This is a genomic window from Ferroacidibacillus organovorans, from assembly GCF_001642725.1.
GTDB classification, from domain to species: Bacteria; Bacillota; Bacilli; order Alicyclobacillales; family SLC66; genus Ferroacidibacillus; species Ferroacidibacillus organovorans.
This window is the reverse complement of sequence record NZ_LSUQ01000032.1, coordinates 1-18,380: the sequence shown is the minus strand read 5'-3', so window position 1 is coordinate 18,380 and position 18,380 is coordinate 1. Positions and strand designations below refer to the sequence as shown.

The 18,380-nt window shown below is 51.3% G+C and carries 15 protein-coding genes; 8 read left to right on the top strand and 7 right to left on the bottom strand.

Annotated features, from left to right (window positions below; all coding sequences use genetic code 11):
- Positions 1-83 precede the first annotated feature (83 nt).
- Positions 84-1,040, bottom strand: a complete 957-nt coding sequence (locus AYW79_RS10300; RefSeq protein WP_067565281.1) for an aldo/keto reductase family protein — start codon at positions 1,038-1,040, stop codon at positions 84-86.
- A gap of 316 nt (positions 1,041-1,356) precedes the next feature.
- Here AYW79_RS10300 and AYW79_RS10295 point away from each other — a divergent pair, with 316 nt between their 5' ends.
- The 4 genes from AYW79_RS10295 (at position 1,357) to AYW79_RS10280 (ending at position 7,645) form a co-directional block, all read left to right on the top strand.
- Positions 1,357-4,527 (top strand): EAL domain-containing protein, encoded by a 3,171-nt coding sequence (locus AYW79_RS10295; RefSeq protein ID WP_067565241.1) that lies wholly within the window; start codon positions 1,357-1,359, stop codon positions 4,525-4,527.
- A gap of 60 nt (positions 4,528-4,587) precedes the next feature.
- Positions 4,588-6,183: a peptide chain release factor 3 gene (locus AYW79_RS10290; protein ID WP_067565278.1), complete on the top strand. Its 1,596-nt coding sequence runs from the start codon at positions 4,588-4,590 to the stop codon at positions 6,181-6,183.
- Between the two features lie 108 nt (positions 6,184-6,291).
- On the top strand, positions 6,292-6,900 hold the full coding sequence (locus AYW79_RS10285) for an undecaprenyl-diphosphatase (RefSeq protein ID WP_067565238.1): 609 nt from the start codon (positions 6,292-6,294) through the stop codon (positions 6,898-6,900).
- Between the two features lie 10 nt (positions 6,901-6,910).
- A complete protein-coding gene (locus AYW79_RS10280) occupies positions 6,911-7,645 on the top strand; it encodes a TVP38/TMEM64 family protein (protein ID WP_197460958.1) in 735 nt (244 codons plus the stop codon).
- Here AYW79_RS10280 and AYW79_RS10275 read toward each other — a convergent pair.
- Genes AYW79_RS10275 through AYW79_RS10265 form a run of 3 tightly spaced genes read right to left on the bottom strand, consistent with a single transcriptional unit; the run spans position 7,640 to position 10,300 of the window.
- Positions 7,640-9,175 (bottom strand): HD domain-containing phosphohydrolase, encoded by a 1,536-nt coding sequence (locus tag AYW79_RS10275; RefSeq protein ID WP_067565271.1) that lies wholly within the window; start codon positions 9,173-9,175, stop codon positions 7,640-7,642. The two genes, AYW79_RS10280 and AYW79_RS10275, sit on opposite strands and share 6 nt — an antisense overlap.
- Positions 9,176-9,233: 58 nt before the next feature.
- Complete coding sequence (locus AYW79_RS10270) at positions 9,234-9,926, bottom strand: LrgB family protein (RefSeq protein ID WP_067565235.1); 693 nt, start codon at positions 9,924-9,926, stop codon at positions 9,234-9,236.
- A complete protein-coding gene (locus AYW79_RS10265) occupies positions 9,923-10,300 on the bottom strand; it encodes a CidA/LrgA family protein (protein ID WP_067565232.1) in 378 nt (125 codons plus the stop codon). Before AYW79_RS10265 ends, AYW79_RS10270 begins: the two co-directional genes overlap by 4 nt.
- A 127-nt stretch (positions 10,301-10,427) precedes the next feature.
- On the opposite strand from AYW79_RS10265, the gene AYW79_RS10260 reads away from it, so the two are divergent.
- A complete protein-coding gene (locus tag AYW79_RS10260) occupies positions 10,428-11,324 on the top strand; it encodes a LysR family transcriptional regulator (protein ID WP_067565229.1) in 897 nt (298 codons plus the stop codon).
- A gap of 2 nt (positions 11,325-11,326) precedes the next feature.
- Positions 11,327-12,556, top strand: a complete 1,230-nt coding sequence (locus AYW79_RS10255; RefSeq protein WP_067565226.1) for a cytochrome P450 — start codon at positions 11,327-11,329, stop codon at positions 12,554-12,556.
- Here the strand turns inward: AYW79_RS10255 and AYW79_RS15565 are convergent.
- Positions 12,546-12,716 (bottom strand): hypothetical protein, encoded by a 171-nt coding sequence (locus AYW79_RS15565; protein WP_156481831.1) that lies wholly within the window; start codon positions 12,714-12,716, stop codon positions 12,546-12,548. The two genes, AYW79_RS10255 and AYW79_RS15565, sit on opposite strands and share 11 nt — an antisense overlap.
- A 223-nt stretch (positions 12,717-12,939) precedes the next feature.
- Between AYW79_RS15565 and AYW79_RS10250 the strand changes: the two genes are divergently transcribed.
- Positions 12,940-14,277, top strand: coding sequence for a glycosyltransferase family 87 protein (locus AYW79_RS10250; protein WP_156481832.1), 1,338 nt, complete (start codon positions 12,940-12,942; stop codon positions 14,275-14,277).
- A gap of 120 nt (positions 14,278-14,397) precedes the next feature.
- Positions 14,398-16,110, top strand: coding sequence for a dihydroxy-acid dehydratase (gene ilvD / locus AYW79_RS10245; RefSeq protein WP_067565219.1), 1,713 nt, complete (start codon positions 14,398-14,400; stop codon positions 16,108-16,110).
- 141 nt (positions 16,111-16,251) lie between these two features.
- On the opposite strand, the gene AYW79_RS10240 is transcribed toward ilvD, so the two are convergent.
- Together AYW79_RS10240 and AYW79_RS10235 are read right to left on the bottom strand one after the other, a co-directional pair.
- The gene (locus AYW79_RS10240) at positions 16,252-17,109 is read right to left on the bottom strand and encodes an NAD-dependent epimerase/dehydratase family protein (protein WP_067565215.1); all 858 of its coding nucleotides are present in this window, start codon (positions 17,107-17,109) and stop codon (positions 16,252-16,254) included.
- A gap of 113 nt (positions 17,110-17,222) precedes the next feature.
- The coding region (locus tag AYW79_RS10235; protein WP_156493898.1) for a transglutaminase-like domain-containing protein at positions 17,223-18,380 on the bottom strand (1,158 nt) is incomplete at its 5' end.

The window sequence follows — 18,380 nt, the reverse complement described above, 5'->3', positions numbered from 1 at the left end:
TCCATGATGGAGATCAAGTCCGCGTTGGTTTCTGTCCGATTGCGCATAGGGTCTACCATTTTATGCAGAATGCTGCACGAATGTTACGGGCGATTGTTTAGGATCGCTTCGATATCGTTCACGTCATTTTCATGCAGGGTCACGTGGATCGCCTTGATATTCTCATCCACCTGCTCAGGGCGAGACGCGCCGATGATCGCAGAAGATACGTTCTGTTGGCGCAAGACCCACGCGATCGCCAACTGTGCGAGTGTGCACTCTTTACGCTGTGCAATTGCGCGCAACTGTTCGACCTTTTGCAGATTTTCGTCAGTAAGCAGGCGCGAGATGATCTGTGCGGTGTCTTTGTTCGCGGCGCGCGATCCTTCTGGCGCCTCGGCGTTTGGCCGATACTTCCCGGTCAATACGCCTTGCGCGAGCGGCGACCAAACCACTTGTCCGATCCCTTCACGTTCGCAAAGCGGAATGACGTCCGCCTCAATCGCGCGCGCGAGCATGCTGTACTGCGGCTGATTGGAGACGATTCGGTCGTAGAGTCGCTTGTCTGCGAGATGAAGTGCGTCACTTATTTGCAGGGCGCTCCACTCACTGACGCCTGCGTAGAGAATTTTGCCTTGGCGGATGAGATCATCGATTGCACGCAACGTTTCGTCAAGCGGCGTCTCAACGTCATAGCGGTGGCACTGCCACAAGTCGATGTAGTCGACATTCAAGCGTTTCAAGGAAGCGTGTACCTGTTCAGTGATATGTTTACGAGAGAGGCCGCGATCATTCGGCCCGTCACCCATCGGCCAGAATCCTTTGGTCGCAAGAACATACGAGTCGCGCGGGTATTTCGCGAGCGCTTTGCCCACCACTTTTTCGGCTTCTCCGCGCCGATAGACGTTTGCCGTATCAAAGAAGTTGATGCCGAGTTCGTAGGCGCGATCGATACAGGCTGTCGCAGAATCGTCTGCGACGGTTCCACCGTATGTAAGCCATGAACCGAGACTCACTTCACTGACTTTGACGCCCGCTTTTCCTAATTTACGATACTTCATCGCTTCCATGCGACCCCTCCTCATTGTGAGTGTGAACATTCACTCATAGGGTAAGCATAGCAAAGGAGAAGGAGGATTACCACGTTCACAGCGCTTCAAAGAGACGGTTTTCATTTTCAGGTCTCGTGATGATTGCTGTCTTTACTCTTTCGTTTTGTCCTCCACTAGCGGACAAAACATGTTAAATTGTTCATGACGCAATGGGGATTCTGTGTTATCCTCTCTATTAAGGTTAGCGATATATGAAAACAGGATTTATACACGACCCGGTCCATGATATTTTTACACAGCATGATTGAATCTAGGGGATACGACGATGTCTACAGATCCAAATGCAAACGCATTATCCGAAGACCTTCACATTTTTGCATTAGATAACAAAGAATTAGGGTTAATTGAAAAGTATGGAAGCGTACTGGCTGATCGCGCAACGATGTTTAGCGAGAAGATTTATGAATACCTCGCGCGCCAATCCGACATGGCGAAAATCATCGAATCCTTTGATCAGACCAAAATTGAGCAAGTGATCTCATGCCACTATCAATCTATGGTAACGTCTGACCTAAACGAATCTCTGCGAAAAGAACTGTATCAAATCGGTCAATTACATAGCAACGTCGGGTTGTCGATTCGCTGGGTTGTCGCGACCTTTGGAATGCTCGCTGTTGATTTAGAAAAAGGAGTCAACGAATTATCACTGTCTGATGAAATCGAGCGGGGGATCTTAAAAAATGCGGTGTCTAAGCGGATTCAGAACAATGTGTTTTGGCAATTAGAAGGGTATGGCGATGCAGAGAGACAAGAAGGTGAGATTCAGCGCTCGTTTTACATGTTGCTCGCCGATGCCAATCGCTTGTTTACGACTGCGCTGACTCAGTCCGATCAAACGGTGTTCCAGCAATTGTGTGCGCTGATCGTGAAGCATCTGCACATGCGTTGTGCGTGGATTGGGACGGTTTCGAGCCAAGATTCTTGGGTCGAGTTTCAAGCGATCGATGGCGCACTCGTCGAACTGATCAAGGATTTAAAGATCAGCGCTGATCCGGAGATACGCGAGGGACAGGGATCGATCGGGCGCGCACTCTCGACAATGCGTCCGTGTCTTGTGGAATGTCCGCGTGACGACGACTCGCTTCGCGGCTGGGGCAATCTTATGAAACACTATGGTCTGACAGGCGGAATCGCATCCATTCCGATTCACTTGCCAAACGGAATTAAAGCTGTGATTGGGCTTCATCAAGAGATGGACGATCCTTTTCCCTCTGGCCTTCTTGAGGTGATGGAGAGTCTGGCGAGTGATGTGAGCTTTTTTTTCGAGCGCCGACATGACTTGAACGCGATCGAACGACTGAGAAGCTACCAGCGTGCGCTCTCGATGATTCAATTGTCTCTTCTGGAGGAACCAGAGTCTGAACGATTGTTCGATTCTGTCGTCGATTGCCTGATTCGCGAGACAGATGCACATACGTGCTACATCATGATGCCGGATGGACAAAAATGCGCATTGCGCACGATAGCCGCAGCCTCGCTACTGGAAACCGATTGTGAACTAGCTTGGAATACAGTGGCGTCACTCTATGAATCGGATATCCCACACGGGCACTATGTCGCGAGCCGCGTTTTTCGCGCTGGACAAGCGATGACACTTGAAAATCCGGTGGAAGACGCCTACTTGCATCAGATCTGGGATGAAAATCCAATTCTTAAAAAGTCGAAAAATGTCGGCGCGTGGCCAATCTTTGAGGATGGGGATGTCGATCCGGTTGCCATTCTTGTCATCGCGAGTACAGAAGTCGACTATTTTTCTAAAGAACTTTGCATTCTACTCGATCAGATCGTAAAAAATGTCCAGATTGGCAAACGGCACCTCAAAACGATGCAAGAGATTCGCCGGATTAGCCTGACAGACTCTTTGACAGGACTGCCGAATCGCGTCGCATTTAAAGAAGCAACGTGCGCGTCAATCGCCTTGGCGAGTGTCTCCAAGCTGCGTGTCGCCGTGGGCATCCTTGATCTTGACGGATTCAAGGAGTGCAATGACACACTCGGCCATCAAGCTGGGGATCGCCTCTTAAAGGATGTCGCGCAGCGTCTACAGTCAGTGATGCCGTCGGACAACGCGCTGTGTCGTTTGGGTGGAGATGAATTCGGTTTTCAGATACAACTCGATCACGAGCGACAGTTGGATGTGATTGGGAGTCACATCCTCGAAGCGGTATCGTCGATGAACCATCGGATTGGGCAGGTGACGGGCAGCCTCGGATGGGCCGTTTATCCACACGACGGCTTGACGTACGCGACACTCCTTGCAAATGCGGATCAAGCGCTTTACGCGGCAAAAGAGGGTGGACGCAACCAAGCGTGTCTCTATCGCGGTCGCGTTGCCAATGAGGCGAGCCGCAGGCAGCGCGTACGCCATCGCTTTGAGGAGGCGCTGCGCTCTGGCGCCATCCACTACTTCTTGCAACCTCAGTATTCGGGTGTGTCAAACCGTATTGAGGGGGCGGAAATGCTTGTTCGCTGGTTTGATGAGGGTGCGTGGCTCTCACCAGGGGAGTTCATGCCAGAGGTGGAGCGAAATTCTCATCTCATTCGCATGCTAGGGTGTCACGCCGTTCGGGAAGCGGTTCGCATTCGGAGCTTGCTTGATGCGCACGGCCAGTCCATAAAAGTTTCGCTCAACATCGGGGCGAACCACTTTTTGCATCCCGAATTTCTGCAGGATATGAAGGGTTCGCTCGAAGATTGCTGTGCGAAAGGACTCGTTTTAGAGATTACAGAATCGACGGCGCTTGCCGATCTTGATCGCGCTTCGCAGATTATCCTTGGCCTCAAAGAGATGGGGTTTGCCGTTTCTTTGGATGACTTTGGGACAGGCTATTCATCCCTCAGTCACGCGGCCTATCTCCCCGTCGATGAACTGAAGCTCGATCGCAAATTTATTCAACGTTTTCGCTCGGATCCGAATGTGTTCTCGGTCGCCGGTTCGATGATCATGCTTTCGCGCCTTTCTGGCAGACACTTGATTGCTGAAGGCATTGAAGAAGAGATCGACCTCCGCCTCTGGGCGAGCATGGGGGGGCAGCGTGTTCAGGGTTATATCTTGTCGCCGCCGATTCAAGAGAATGTGTTTTTTGAAAAACTTCGCGACAAAACGTGGGGGCAGTTGACCTTTCCCAAAGCATATCCTGTAGAGGACTTGGCATTGTTGGGCTATGCTTTTTTGGAGTCGGAAGGATTCCAACGATTTATCGCAGAGCATGCCCACTCGAGTTTTTGTCCGCTCTCCGAATGGTACTTGGCGCGCGAGTCAACCTATCGCCACCTCTCGTCTTTTCAATCGTCGCGCACCATCTATCGCGGGGCGATGGAGACGCTGCCACACTTACTTACTCAACCGATGGCGCAATGGATTGAAGACGTGGAGCCGCTTCGGGCTTCGGTACAGCAACTGTGTGAAGAGATTGGGCGCATGGTACAATCGTAGGCATGGCGCATCGCTCGGATGAAGGTTGAATCGAAGCTTGGATGGGATGAGAGGATTTTAATGATGACAGAAGAAATGGCAGCGCTCAAAAAAGAGATTGAACAAAGGCGAACGTTTGCGATCATCTCGCATCCTGACGCGGGAAAAACGACGCTTACGGAGAAACTCCTTTTATTCGGCGGGGCGATCCGTGAGGCGGGCAGCATCAAGGGCAGAAAGGCGAGTCGCCATGCGACGTCCGACTGGATGGAGATTGAGCGCAAGCGTGGAATTTCTGTGACATCCACTGTTCTGCAATTCAAGTATGAAGGGTATCACGTCAATCTGCTCGATACGCCAGGACACCAAGACTTCAGTGATGACACCTATCGCACCTTGGTTGCCGCAGACAGCGCCGTCATGCTGATCGATGCTGCAAAAGGGGTTGAGCCACAGACGATTAAACTGTTCGAGGTCTGTCGGATGCGTGGAATTCCCATTTTTACGTTTATCAATAAATTAGATCGAGAGAGCCGCGATCCTTTTGAATTGCTCAAGGAATTAGAGGATGTGCTCGGTATCCGTTCCTATCCCATGAACTGGCCCGTGGGTTCTGGCGCTCATTTTCGCGGCATTTTTGATCGACACCACACCGTTTTCGAACAATACGACGGACGCGATCACCAAGTCGAACGCACGCCGCTTTCCGGGGTTTTGGATGACAGCTTGAGAGAGCGAATTGGTGAGGAGCAACACCAGAAGCTGATTGAAGAGATTACGCTGCTTGATGTGGCGGGAGATGCATTCGATGTGTCTGCTATAAAAGAGGGGCAGCTTACGCCTGTGTTTTTTGGCAGCGCGATTTCAAACTTTGGCGTAGAGACGTTTTTGCGTCAGTTTTTGGAACTCGCGCCAACCCCTGTCGCGCGCCCTACGAATGAAGGGCCACTACTGCCTGAGTCGCCAACATTCGCCGGTTTTGTGTTTAAGATTCAGGCGAATATGAATCCGGCGCATCGTGATCGAGTAGCGTTTGTGCGCGTTTGTGCAGGCCGCTTTTTGCGCGGAATGAATGTCGCCCATCCGCGCACTGGAAAGCGCATTAACCTCTCTGCGCCGCAGCAATTTTTCGCCCAAGATCGCTCCATTGTCGAAGAGGCTTATCCAGGAGACATCATCGGTATCTTCGATCCAGGAATCTTTCGCATCGGCGATACCCTCATGGAGTCTGGTTCCTTGGTCTTTGAAGGTCTTCCGCAATTTTCACCTGAACATTTCGCACGTGTGACACTCATGGATACAGGAAAGTACAAGCAATACAACAAAGGACTTGCGCAATTGACAGAAGAAGGAACGGTGCAACTGTTTCGCGTCGCTAATCGCACAGAAGATTTGATTCTCGGAGTGGTGGGCGTTTTGCAGTTCGAGGTTCTTGAGTATCGACTTAAAGCGGAGTATGGTGTGATCGTGTCATTGACTCGCCTCCCGTATCAACTCGCGCGCTGGATTGTGAGCGACCGCACAGACGAACTTCTGTTTGATCGCTCATCGTGTCTCCTGGTCAAGGACCAGGATGAGCGGCTGGTGATGCTCTTTCCAAATGAGTTTGCCACCCGCTGGGTCGTCGAACGAAACGAAGGGCTCACACTGCACAGCACGTCCAACGCGCTAGTGTAGTTGATTTTTCGAAAAAACCGATCTTGATTGAACCTCTCGGCTCAACGTCTCGTCTTTTCTAGGACTGGAAATGTTCCAGAACTGAGATTCGGGATGGAGTGAGTCAATGTGAATCCGTTTGACGTAACGGTGTTTCACGCGGTGAATAACATCGCGGGTCACCAACCGCTGCTTGATGCGATCATGATCTTTTTTGCAACGGGCGCGCCCTATCTTTATGGTGCGCTCTTTATCATCGGCTGGTTTGTCTTGCCAAAAGCGGATCGGGATGGTCGACACGGTCTCGTCCTGAGTGCGCTGTCAGGCGTGCTCGCATTGATCATCAATGTGCTCATCGGCCATGCGTTTTACAGGCCGCGACCCTTTGTCGCATTGCCGCCAGGCTCTTACCATCAACTCATTCCGCATGTCGCTGACTCATCCTTTCCGAGCGATCACGCGGCAGGCAGCTTTGGGTTTGCATTCGGTGTGCAAAAATACGGACCGCGCATCTATCGCTATGGGTTTATGATCATTGCCATCATCGTCTCGATCGCGCGCGTTTACGTCGGAGTGCACTGGCCGACAGACGTCATTGCGGGCTTTGTCGTTGGACTTCTCTCCAGTCTCGTCATCCGTCGCTTTGAGAAGAAGGTACGTCCATTCAGTGATTGGATGATGCGGTTGTTTCGCATGGGGAACGCATTGCACAGTGATGGCGACAATGTCACACGCTGACGCTATGCGCATGAAATCTGATCAGGAGACGCCGAAAAAGGTGCATTCGCCCGGTATAGCTCACATTGTGCAACGCTCGCTTCGCAATTTTTTGCAAAAGCGTCGTACACTATGGCTGGGGATTTTGTTTAGCGTAATTGCCTTTTTCTCGGTTGTCGCTTTTTATCTCGCAGACCGAAGTGGCGAACTGTCGCTGTGGATTCGCAGTGCCGGATCGTTTGGCGTCTTTCTGGCGATTGGCTTGATGGCGCTCTGGTGCGTCACGCCCGTTCCGTCAGAAGGGGTGCTCCTCGTTTTTCTGCGGGTCTACGGACTCGCGGGCGGCCTGATCTATGCGTGGATTGGCTTCATGATCAGCACGATGTTGGTTTACTGGATCGCGCGGAGCATGCGCACGCTTGAACGCGATCAGAAAAAACGAATGCCACTTGCATTTCGCGCTGCAATGACCTTTATTGAATCATCTGGGAGTTTGGGGTTATTGATGGCGCGCCTCTTGCCAATTCCGGCGGTAGTTTTTAATTACGCCGCAGGTCTGCTGCCCTCGATGACTCTGTTTCCTTATGTCTGGACTGCGGCGGTGTCTATTCTCCCTTACTATTTGATGGCTGTGCTGCTCTATGTTGGGGTTACAACAGGTGTGTGGGGAATAGCTCTCGTCAGTGGCGTTCCCATCCTTTTTGTATTCTGGATGGGTCGAAACGTGCGCAAACGACTCGATCAAATCAGAGAAGGGAATCTATGATTGCAGCTTTGTGACTGCCGTCAAATCAAGCAACATCTCGCGCGTCCATCGCGCCTCTGCCCACTCCAGAAAAACTTCTGTGTAAAACGGATCCCATTGAACGCCTGCCCCCTCTCGCATGATGCGAAGCGCCTTTTCTTTATCCATTCCCACTCGATACGGACGGTCTGACGTCATGGCGTCAAACGCGTCCGCCACCGCAATGATGCGTCCGAGTTTTGGGATGTGTTCACCCGCGAGTCCATCTGGATATCCGCGTCCGTCGTATTGCTCGTGGTGTGAGCGGACACCCGGCAACAGGGGAGCCATCGCTTCTTCGGGTTGCACCTGTTTCAAGATCGCTTCGCCGAGTTCGGGATGCTTTTTGATTTGTTCAAACTCGTCCTCGGTTAGGCGATCGGGTTTCAGAAGCACATCGTCTCGAACGCCGATTTTTCCAATATCGTGTAACAGTGCGCTGCGTTTTACGCGATCGATAACGACGGCCGATTCACCCGATAGTTCGGCAATGGTGCATGCATAATGCGCTACGCGCAGAGAGTGACCTGCCGTATATGGATCGCGCGCGTCAAGCGCTGTGGCGAGCGTTGCAAAGTAACTTTCAACAAGACTGGCGTTCACGCGATCACGCTCAAGCAATCCCTTGCGCATGTGGTTCATTCCGGCGATGAGTCGCGAGAATTCGTCTGAAAAGGGATCAGGCACAGCTTTATCCATGCGACCTTGTTCAATCTCGCGCAACGATTTTTGCAAGAGTTCCATAGGCATGAAAATGTTTCGCCAAAGTAGAATGGCCCCGAGGATAGAAATTGCGATGCTGACAGGGAGAATGAGAAGGGCCCACTGCCAATAACCCACGGTGAGTGCAGAGTTTTGTTGCGCGAGGCGTATTGCATTCGCGAGTGTAAAGAGTATTAAAGGGAAGATTCCAAGGAGAACGAGGCTTATGATCAGTTTCATGCGCAGGGAAACGAGAATCCGACCTTCAAGACTCAAAGAAATCCCTCTTTTTTCGCCAGTCTCAATGAGCGTTTCAAGCATTGGCGATACAGCAGTCGTGGTGAGATAATACTCGATTAACGCGTGCATCGTTGCGACGAGAACAGCGCCGACGGCGGCGCTCAGAAGATCCGACGGTGAGAGGTTAAGATCTCCGCGTGCGATTGCCCAGGCAGAAAGGGAGAGCGCGGGAACCGAAACACCAAAGAGATGAGGCCCCATGATGCGAAGCACGGTTAGCTGTGGAAGTTGGTGTGTACGCAGATAGGCTTTTCGAAGTTCTTTTTCCGTGCACGATTCGCTGAGTGCGCGTCGGATTGGAGCCATGTGGTAGCGGTAAACCAAAAGTTCTGCGCTGACCATTGTGAGAAAAGATACAAATAAAATCGCGGTGATCCATAGAACAGCGCGCGCCTGGATGTGAAGGGTTGCAAAGATAAATAAACTTCCGACACCGAGAACGGCAACCGTGGAGCTTGCGAGATAAGAGCGGAGGAGCCGACGCGTCAAGAGGTTGTATGCTTCACTCATGTCCATATTGTATCAGAGATTCTTACGTTTTCCCCTTCGCAAAGGTATGTTTTACCTATCATTTTGGAGAAATGTTGAAGAGAAACACAGCAATCGGTATCGCGATTGAGGCGACAAAGCCAGCGATGATCATGGTGAGACTGGAAATCGTTCCGATGAGATCGCTAAACTCAAAGGCGCGCGCGGTGCCGATTCCATGCGCGCCCATGCCAAGGAGGGTGCCGATTGCGACTCCGTGTTTCAAGCGCAAAAGACGCACGAGTTTCGGACCGATGAGCGTGCCGATAACGCCTGTCAGAATGACAAAGATCGCAGTCAAATCAGGTGAGCCACCAACTCGGTTGGAAACGGCCATCGCAATCGGCGTGGTGACGGAGCGCGGTGCAAGACTGTCGACCATGAGGTTTGACAGATGGAGCCCGCGCGCGAGCGCGATCGTTGAAAGGATCGCAGTGATTGAACCTGCCAGCAGTGCGGCGCTCATCTCAAGGGCATGGCGTTTCAGTGTTGCAAAGTGTTTATACAGCGGCACTGCAAAGGCGACCGTCGCGGGGCCTAACATCGCAGTGTACCAGTGGGCGCCGGTCGACCAGGATGAATAAGGCAGATGAAAGAAGAGCAGTATGGCGCTGAGTGCTGCGACACTCGTCACCATCGGGTTTAGTAGCGCGCTTTGCGCGATGCGGTAGACGCGACGAGTCGCAAGAAAGATAAGCCATGTGCCAATCAACCCGAATCCCCACGCGGTCATGTGCGCACCGCCTTCGAGCGCGCAACTCGTTCTGCGACAAATCCGGTCATGAGCATGACAAGCAGTGTGCTTACGCCGATGATCAGGAGCATCTGCCAGCCGTCTTGGCGAATTAAGGCGCCTTCGTTTACGATGCCGACGGCGGAAGGAATAAAAAAGAGCAGGAGCTGCCCGAGTAAGAAAGATGAACCTGCATCGACGAAGCGCACGGGCAACCAGTTTTTTTTGAGTGCGATGAAGAGAAGCGCCATTCCGATGAGACTACCAGGAATCGGGAGTGAGAAGCGCTTTGAAAGCCATGAACCGATGAGCGAAAATGCCCAAATGAGTATGATTTGGAAGCTTGTTCGTAGAATTTTCTTGACAGGTGTCACGACGTTACCTCATTCTGGTAGTAGTCTTTGGAGAGTTGCTTGGGTGTAGTGTAGCGCGGAAAATGGAGATCGTCTAATATATCAATGAAGGGTTATTCATATATAATTCGTATCGTGAGGGATGCGTATGGAGTTTCGACATCTCGAATATTTTATTGCGGTTGCTGAAGAATTGAATTTCGGCAGAGCGGCGCAGCGATTGCAGATGACACAACCTCCGCTCAGTCAACAAATTCAACAACTGGAGCGGGAACTGGGAACGGCTTTGTTCATCAGGACGCAGCGCCGCGTGGAATTGTCGCCGGCGGGTCGCGCCTTTCTCCCAGAGGCAAGATCCCTCTTAAAGCATGCTGAACGAGCGAAACGACTCGCGAACGATGTTGGTGCGGGACGAGTGGGGCGTATCGCAGTTGGGTTTGTAGGATCGGCCACGTATGACATTTTGCCACTCACGATTCGCGAGTACCGCGCCGCCTATCCGGAGGTTTATGTACATTTGCGTGAACTTCCAACGCCGAGTCAGGTGGAATCCCTATTAAAGGGGGAGATTGACGTCGGATTTATTCGCCCTCCTATCGCGTCCCACGATTTGCGGGTAGAGACACTTTATCGTGATCGCGCAGTTCTCGCTGTTCCCAAAATGCACCCATCCTCCCACCGCGCCGTAATGCGATTGAGTGATTTAGGCGGGGAATCGTGGGTGCTTTTGGCGCGAAGCACGTGGTCAGGATTCTATGATGAGATACTTGCAAAGTGTTCGGATGCAGGGTTTGATCCGAACATCGAGTTGACTGCAGCTGAATTTCAGACCGTATTGGGCGTTGTCGCGGCCGGACTCGGAATCTCTATCGTTCCATCGTCAGCTGCAATTTTTAAGCGGGAGGATGTCGTTTTCATTCCGCTTGAAGGAGAAGTTCCAACGATTGAAATGTCCATCGCTTGGCGCGCGGCAGATGACTCTGCGCAGATCCGCCAGTTTCTCGATGTGACGCGAAAAATGGCAAGAAATCAACAAGGGGGTTGACCATGCCGCAACTTGATCTGACGGAACAATTGAAATCACCCACCTATCGCGACAATCCCTATCCAATTCTTGAGGATCTGCGGTTGAAGCAGCCGCAGTATCTACAAACCTATGAAAATGGCGCGCGCATCTGGTTCCTGACAAAATACGATGACGTATCCTTTGTCTTGAAAGACTCGCGTTTTATCAAAGAATGGCGTTCACTCCTTCCTGAAGAAGAGCGATGGGTGAGTGGACAGCGTGAACCTGCGATTTTTCAAATGTTTCAAAAATGGATGCTCTTCCGTGATCCGCCTGCACACACCCGATTGCGCGGGCTTGTAAATAAAACGTTTACACCTCGCATGATCGAATCGATGCGGCCGAGAATTGAAGCGATTGCGCTGTCGGTGGTCGCGTCACTGCGAGAAAAGGACCGCTTTGACTGTGTCGCGGAGTATGCATTTCCGATTCCGGTGGCGGTCATCGCTGAAATGCTGGGCGTTCCAACGGAAGACCGTGATTTATTTCGCGAATGGTCGACTGTGCTCGCTCGCTTTATTGATCTTTCAGATGTGTCCGAAGATGATCTCGCGCGTGGAAGTGAAATTGCGCACGAAATGATGCATTATTTCCGCGATTTATTAATGGTGAGACGTGTTGCGCCGCGCGATGATCTAATCAGCGCGATGATCGCTTCGGAAGAGCGGGGCGATCGCCTGTCAGAGGATGAGATGATCGCGACATGCGTTCTTATTCTGTTTGCTGGGCATGAGACGACAGTCAATCTCATAAGCAACGCGGTTTATTTGTTACTGAGGGAGCCAGATAAGCGACAGGAGCTTCTTTTGCATAAAGAATTATTTCCGACCGCCGTTGACGAATTTCTACGTATAGAGAGCCCGGTGCAATTAACGTCGAGATTCGTCGCTGAAGATGTAATGATCGGTGAAGCGCAATTCAGAAGGGGCGACGAAGTCAATGTTTCCCTTGCTGCGGCGAATCGGGACCCTGCGCAGTTTAAAGATCCCGACAGGATGGATTTACGTCGCTCGCCGAATCGCCATCTGGCTTTTGCGGCGGGTGCGCATTTTTGTATCGGAGCTCCCCTGGCGCGCGCCGAAGGGGAGATTGCGCTTCGCGTACTGTTTGAAGAATGGACTGCGCTTGAACACGTTGGCGAAAAGATAGATTGGCGTGATTCTACTGTTTTCCGGGGACCGTTTACGCTGCCGCTCGCAGTTAGGAGATAATACGATAAACAATCGAGATTTGCTCTGGACTGCGTTTGACATCGACAATTTTTATTTGATTGGTGCGGAGTAGATCCTTGATTTGCGCCAACGCCTCGGGGTCTGTCTGGTTTGCCCGGCGAGCGATAATGACTGTTTTAAAATTATCGGCGAGTATCACGGATTTTCCCCCTTGTGTGATCTATTCTTACACAAAAGGTGTGCATAGATCACATTTTCGTTTTATTTTCTTAATAATAGCTTCTATTTCGTCGATCCGTCAAGATATATGATGCTGAATTAAGTACTTATCATTTTTTGTGTAATATAATATTACACAAAATGTAATTTATTTTAACATAATATGTCTTCTGTTAAATAATCAGAGTGTGAGGTGGATTCATTTGTGTGTAAAACGTATGGCACAACCTTCAAACGTATACATGGCGCTTACCTTTTTTATCTTTCTCTGGATCACATGGTTGATCTTTCGCGCGGCGGGTTGGCCCATCGATTATGAAACCTTTTATCGCGCTGGTCAGGCAGTCCTCTCGAGTGGTTCTCCTTATCAGGTTAACGGCGGGGCGTCGTATGGTCCGTACCTTAACGGACCGCTTCTCGCGCTGTTGATGGCGCCATTTGCGCTCGTTCCACACGCTCTGTCTATTCAGCTTTTTCAGGCCTTCAATCTACTTTCGCTCAGTTTTACCGCATGGCTGACAATGCGCGTAATGGATCACTTTCGGCTCGTTACGCCACATCTTCATCAGAGATCATGGTTCTCCATCGGGCTCCTGTTTCTCGCGATGACATCCGTACGCGAGACATTGTTGCTCTCCCAAGTGGACATCTTATCGATGCTTGGTGTCGCGTTGTTTTTGACAGGATACACGCTGCATTCGTCACGTACGCGTGGACAAACGAGTTGGATTCTACCTGGGCTCACGCTTCTCTTTCAGGTTAAACTCTATCTGTGTCTACCACTGCTTCTGCTTCTCTTGATTGATCGCAGCATCCTTCAACTGATGGTGTTTGTGGTCACTCAACTGGTCATCTTTCTCGTGAGCAGCTGGATGGCGAAGTCAAATCTTCTTGCAGAGTGGCTAACACGCCTCTTGCATCGGCAGGCGGCTACAACGAATGACAGTGGACAAGCATCGCTCTGGTCGCTTTGGAAACGTCTCCCACTTCCGCATGATGTCATCTATTTCCTCGCCATCGCGTGTTCGCTCGTGATTTTTCTGTTTTTTATGCGTGCGCTGGTCAGGGTTTCAGCAAAAAACCGCGAGAATGCGAGTGAGGACATCTGGCGTGTGGGACTGGCGTTGTCGGGAGGACTGCTGCTCAGTTCGTTTGCTCACGAAACGGATTTTTCGGTGTTGGCAATTCCACTCGCCGTATTGGTTGTCGAAGAGCGCGCTGTGCGCGGAACACGCACACTTCTCGCGAGTTTTGCAGTGAGCGCGGGCGGATTTGTTTTTGTGAGTCCACCTTTATTTTGGATCATTCAAGGGATTTCATTGACCCTGTTTTGGGCTGTAACGTGTCGTAAACGCGAGGGGATGATTGCATACATTCGTTTTATGGTCGTTACACTCTTCATCGGGTCGCTCAGTGTGTTTATCCTTCGCGCGTTTGGGACAACGTCGACGATTTGGTTGGATGAAGCGATGATGATCATCTACGCACTGATCATCTTTGTTCAATCGTATCGACAACTTCATCGATCACCCCATTTGTGATCGCCGATTTACGATATTGACCCTTGTCCGCATTTTCCGCCGATGGTATCTTTATACAAGAATCGCCGTTTTAACCTGATGGGTTAAGCGTTCGGCGTAGAGAAAGAGAGGCATTTCTTTATGAGTGAGAGAGAGCAGGAGCAGGAGCAGGAGCAGGAGCAGGAGTTGCGAATTCACAGTAAGGACATCAGTGAAGGGGCTAATCGCGCGCCCAATCGCGCGTATCTGCGATCCATGGGTTTTACGGACGCAGACTTTAAGCGACCAATGGTCGGTATTGCAAGCACCTGGAGTGAGGTGACGCCTTGCAATGTACACATTGACGAGTTGGCGAGATTGGCCAAAAGAGGCGCTAAAACAGGTGGAAGCGCACCAATGATTTTTAATACAATCACGGTTTCCGACGGAATCGCCATGGGGACGGAGGGAATGCGCTATTCACTCCCCAGTCGTGAAATCATAGCGGACTCCATCGAGACGGTCATGGGCGGAGAACGCTTGGATGGCGTCGTTGCGATCGGCGGTTGCGATAAGAACATGCCGGGCTGCTTGATCGCTCTGGCGCGGATGGATCTTCCTGCAGTTTTTGTCTATGGTGGAACGATTGCGCCGGGGCGTCACAATGGTAAAGATATCGATATCGTATCTGCGTTTGAAGCGGTAGGCCAATACAATCAAGGCACGATGAGTCGTGAAGAACTTCACGCGATTGAGTGCAGCGCTTGTCCAGGAGCTGGATCGTGCGGCGGGATGTACACGGCAAACACAATGGCCTCTGCGTTTGAGGCAATGGGTATGAGTTTGCCGAGCAGTTCCTCGAATCCTGCGGAATCTTCGGCAAAACACGCTGACGTCGAAGCGGCGGGCGTTGCTGTGGTTGAACTTTTACGAAAGAACATTCGCCCGAGTGATATCATGACGAAAAAGGCGTTTGAGAACGCAATCACTGTTGTCATGGCATTGGGTGGATCGACAAACGCCTTTTTGCATTTGATGGCGATCGCAAACTCGGCGAATGTCGATCTGCAATTGGAAGACTTCGACCGCATTCAGAAAAGGGTGCCACACATCGCAGACTTAAGGCCGAGCGGTCGCTATGTCATGCAGGATCTTCATGAAGCGGGTGGTGTACAAGCGGTCATGCGCGTACTTCTCGACGCTGGTCTGCTGCACGGAGACTGCCTGACGGTGACAGGCAAAACGATAGCTGAGAATTTGGCGGACGCGCCACAATTGCGTGAAGGTCAGAAGGTTGTCTATCCACTCACCAACCCTCTTCGCGCAACCGGACCACTCGTCTTGTTGCGCGGCAACCTCGCGCCAGATGGCGCCGTGGCGAAGCTCTCTGGACTAAAGAGTACGTCGATTACTGGGCCGGCCAAGGTTTATAACTCGGAAACGGAAGCGACCGAAGCGATTCTAGATGACCAAGTGACGCATGGCGATGTTGTCGTTATTCGCTATGAGGGGCCTAAGGGCGGACCTGGGATGCCAGAGATGCTGTCGATCACTGCCATTCTGATCGGCAAAGGGTTAGGTGAAACGATTGGGCTGATCACCGACGGACGATTCTCAGGCGGCACGCACGGTATGGTCGTAGGGCACGTGAGTCCCGAGGCACAGGACTGTGGCCCAATCGCGCTCGTACAAACGGGGGATACGATCACGATCGATGGAGAGACGCAGGAACTCACGCTGCACGTGTCAGATGACGAACTTGCCAAACGCCGCGCCGCGTGGGTTCAGCCTCCACTCAAATATACGCGTGGAGTGCTTGCGAAATATGCGCGTTCAGTCTCCTCAGCGGCGATTGGCGCTGTGACCGATTTATAAGTGAGCGTTCAAAAAGAGGTCAGGTAAGGTTCAAGAAGTGAAAGGAGATGGACGCTGTCACAGTGCAGCATCCATCTCCTTCTTTTTACGATCGACGAGCAATCATGCGCAGGAAAATCCCGTTTCTTCCATGAACATTCTTTATTGTGTTTTTTCGACTTCTTCACGCCATGAATAGGCGGGTTGCCAGCCGAGTCGCTCTTTTGCGAGTTTGTTGCTGAGCAGCGTTTCGAAGCCGTCGAGCGACTCGCGAAAGTCTGTCACATCAGGATAGCGCGCACGCATCAAATCGCGACTCTTGACGTCCATGCTGGTATCGTCCGCCGCGAGATTGATCGCAATCGATCCCAGTCCGTCGCACTCAACGGCGAGTCGGCACGCAGATGCGACATCGCGCGCATCGACATAGCTCCAAAGAATGCGTTCACGCTCTTCCGGTTGGTGAATAAACTCAGGAAATCGCTTGTACATCGCAGGCGTGATAATATTTCCGATGCGAAACGAGACAACTTGCATGCCAGTTTGTTGGTAAAACATGTCGCCTGTTTTCTCATTCACAATTTTTGAGAGACCGTACGCGTCTTGCGGCAGTTGTGGGTGATCTTCATCGATAGGGACATACTGGGGCGAGAATGGATGAACGGCAAATACGATACCATAAGAAGATTCACTCGACGCTGTGACCGCTCTCTTTATTCCGAGTCCTGCGGCAGCTTCCAAGATGTTGTAGGTTGACATGACATTGTTTTGAAAGGTGACTTCATTCGGGTGCGAGTAGGCGACGGGGATGGCAGCCATATGTACGACAGCGTGCGCGCCTTGTAAGACACCATACGCCTGCCCCAATTGAGTAAGATCAGTGATCACAGTCGGACAGAGCGCTTCGCGCGGTAACTTTGTATCCACATTTAACACATCATAGCCGTGCTCAAGAAATTCTTTGACGACAAAAGGACCTAATAACCCTGAACCGCCAGTGACGACAACCTTTTTATTCATCGTGACCCCTCCTGTGCATCTGCATTTATTAAAGTTTAGCACATCAAACGCGGTGGAGGGATGTTCAAAACAAAAACCCCACCTGTGGCCTCTATTCCTCAGGTGGGGTTTTGTTAGAAATTCGTGCCCGTTTGTCCGGGTAACGTCGCGTGTGTAGCTGTAAAACTTGTTGTGTTTGTAAAAAACTCGTTCGTGATTCCAAAATTTCTACCGTTTGCATCCTGCATGCCCGTCCACGTCGGATCGGCAATCAACCAGCCACCGCCTGTGTAAATGGAGAGCCACTCATGCGCGTCACTCGCGTTTTTATCATTGTAATTCGGGGTTGTCCAATTCGCGTTTGCGTTTCCTCCCACGGTCTGCACGGGGATGCCCACGGAGTGCAAGAGCGACGCTTCGAGCTCTGCGAAATTCTCGCAGATGCCATTTTTTGCAGACCATGTCGTGGTCGCCGATTTCCACACATACAGTCCGCCAGGTGATGCCTCAGCGACATTGTAAGACAAATCACCCGCCACGTAGTTATTGATGGCAGCGATGGCCGTTTCAAAACTCGGGCTGTTCTCCAAAAGTTGATCAGCGGTTTGCATGAATGTGTTGCTCATATTTGAATTCATCGCAGCAGATGGCAGCAATCCTTGAAGCGATGGCGACAAGGTCGTTCCGCTGATTGTCAGTGTTTGATCGATGTTGAATGACAGCGAACCGGAAGTGCTCGTCAACAGTGTAAGGTAGTTTGGTTCATACGTGAGTTCAACCTGTCCCGTGAATGGAGATTCAATCATACCTGAGAAATGGCCGCTCGCATCGACGGGAAGGCGATAATCCCAAGAGTTATTCCCTGAGTTTAGCAAAATACTGATCGATGTCAGGCCGCCGCTTACTGTTCCCGAAATGGGAATCCAGTTTCCGACAGGCGCATAGGACGAAAACGAGACATGGCCATCCGTTCCCGAAGTGATCGACGTGAGACCGGTTGACGGAAGCGGCAAGATGCCTGTGTACGCCGTGGGCACAGAAAACGGCTGTGCACTCAATTGGCTCAAACCGACCGTGATGACGAGCGGCACGCTGTACTGACCGTTCGTGGCAGCTTGTACGGTGTAAACACCTGGCTTTGTCGCTCGAAATGTCGCATAGGCAATTTGATTCGATCCTTGAGTCCATGTTTCATTTGAATTCGTCGCAAGGATTGCGTCCGGACTGTTGACGAGAAACGTCGTCTGATTTGCGTTTACACTCTGGCCATTTTTATACGCGAACAGGTACAG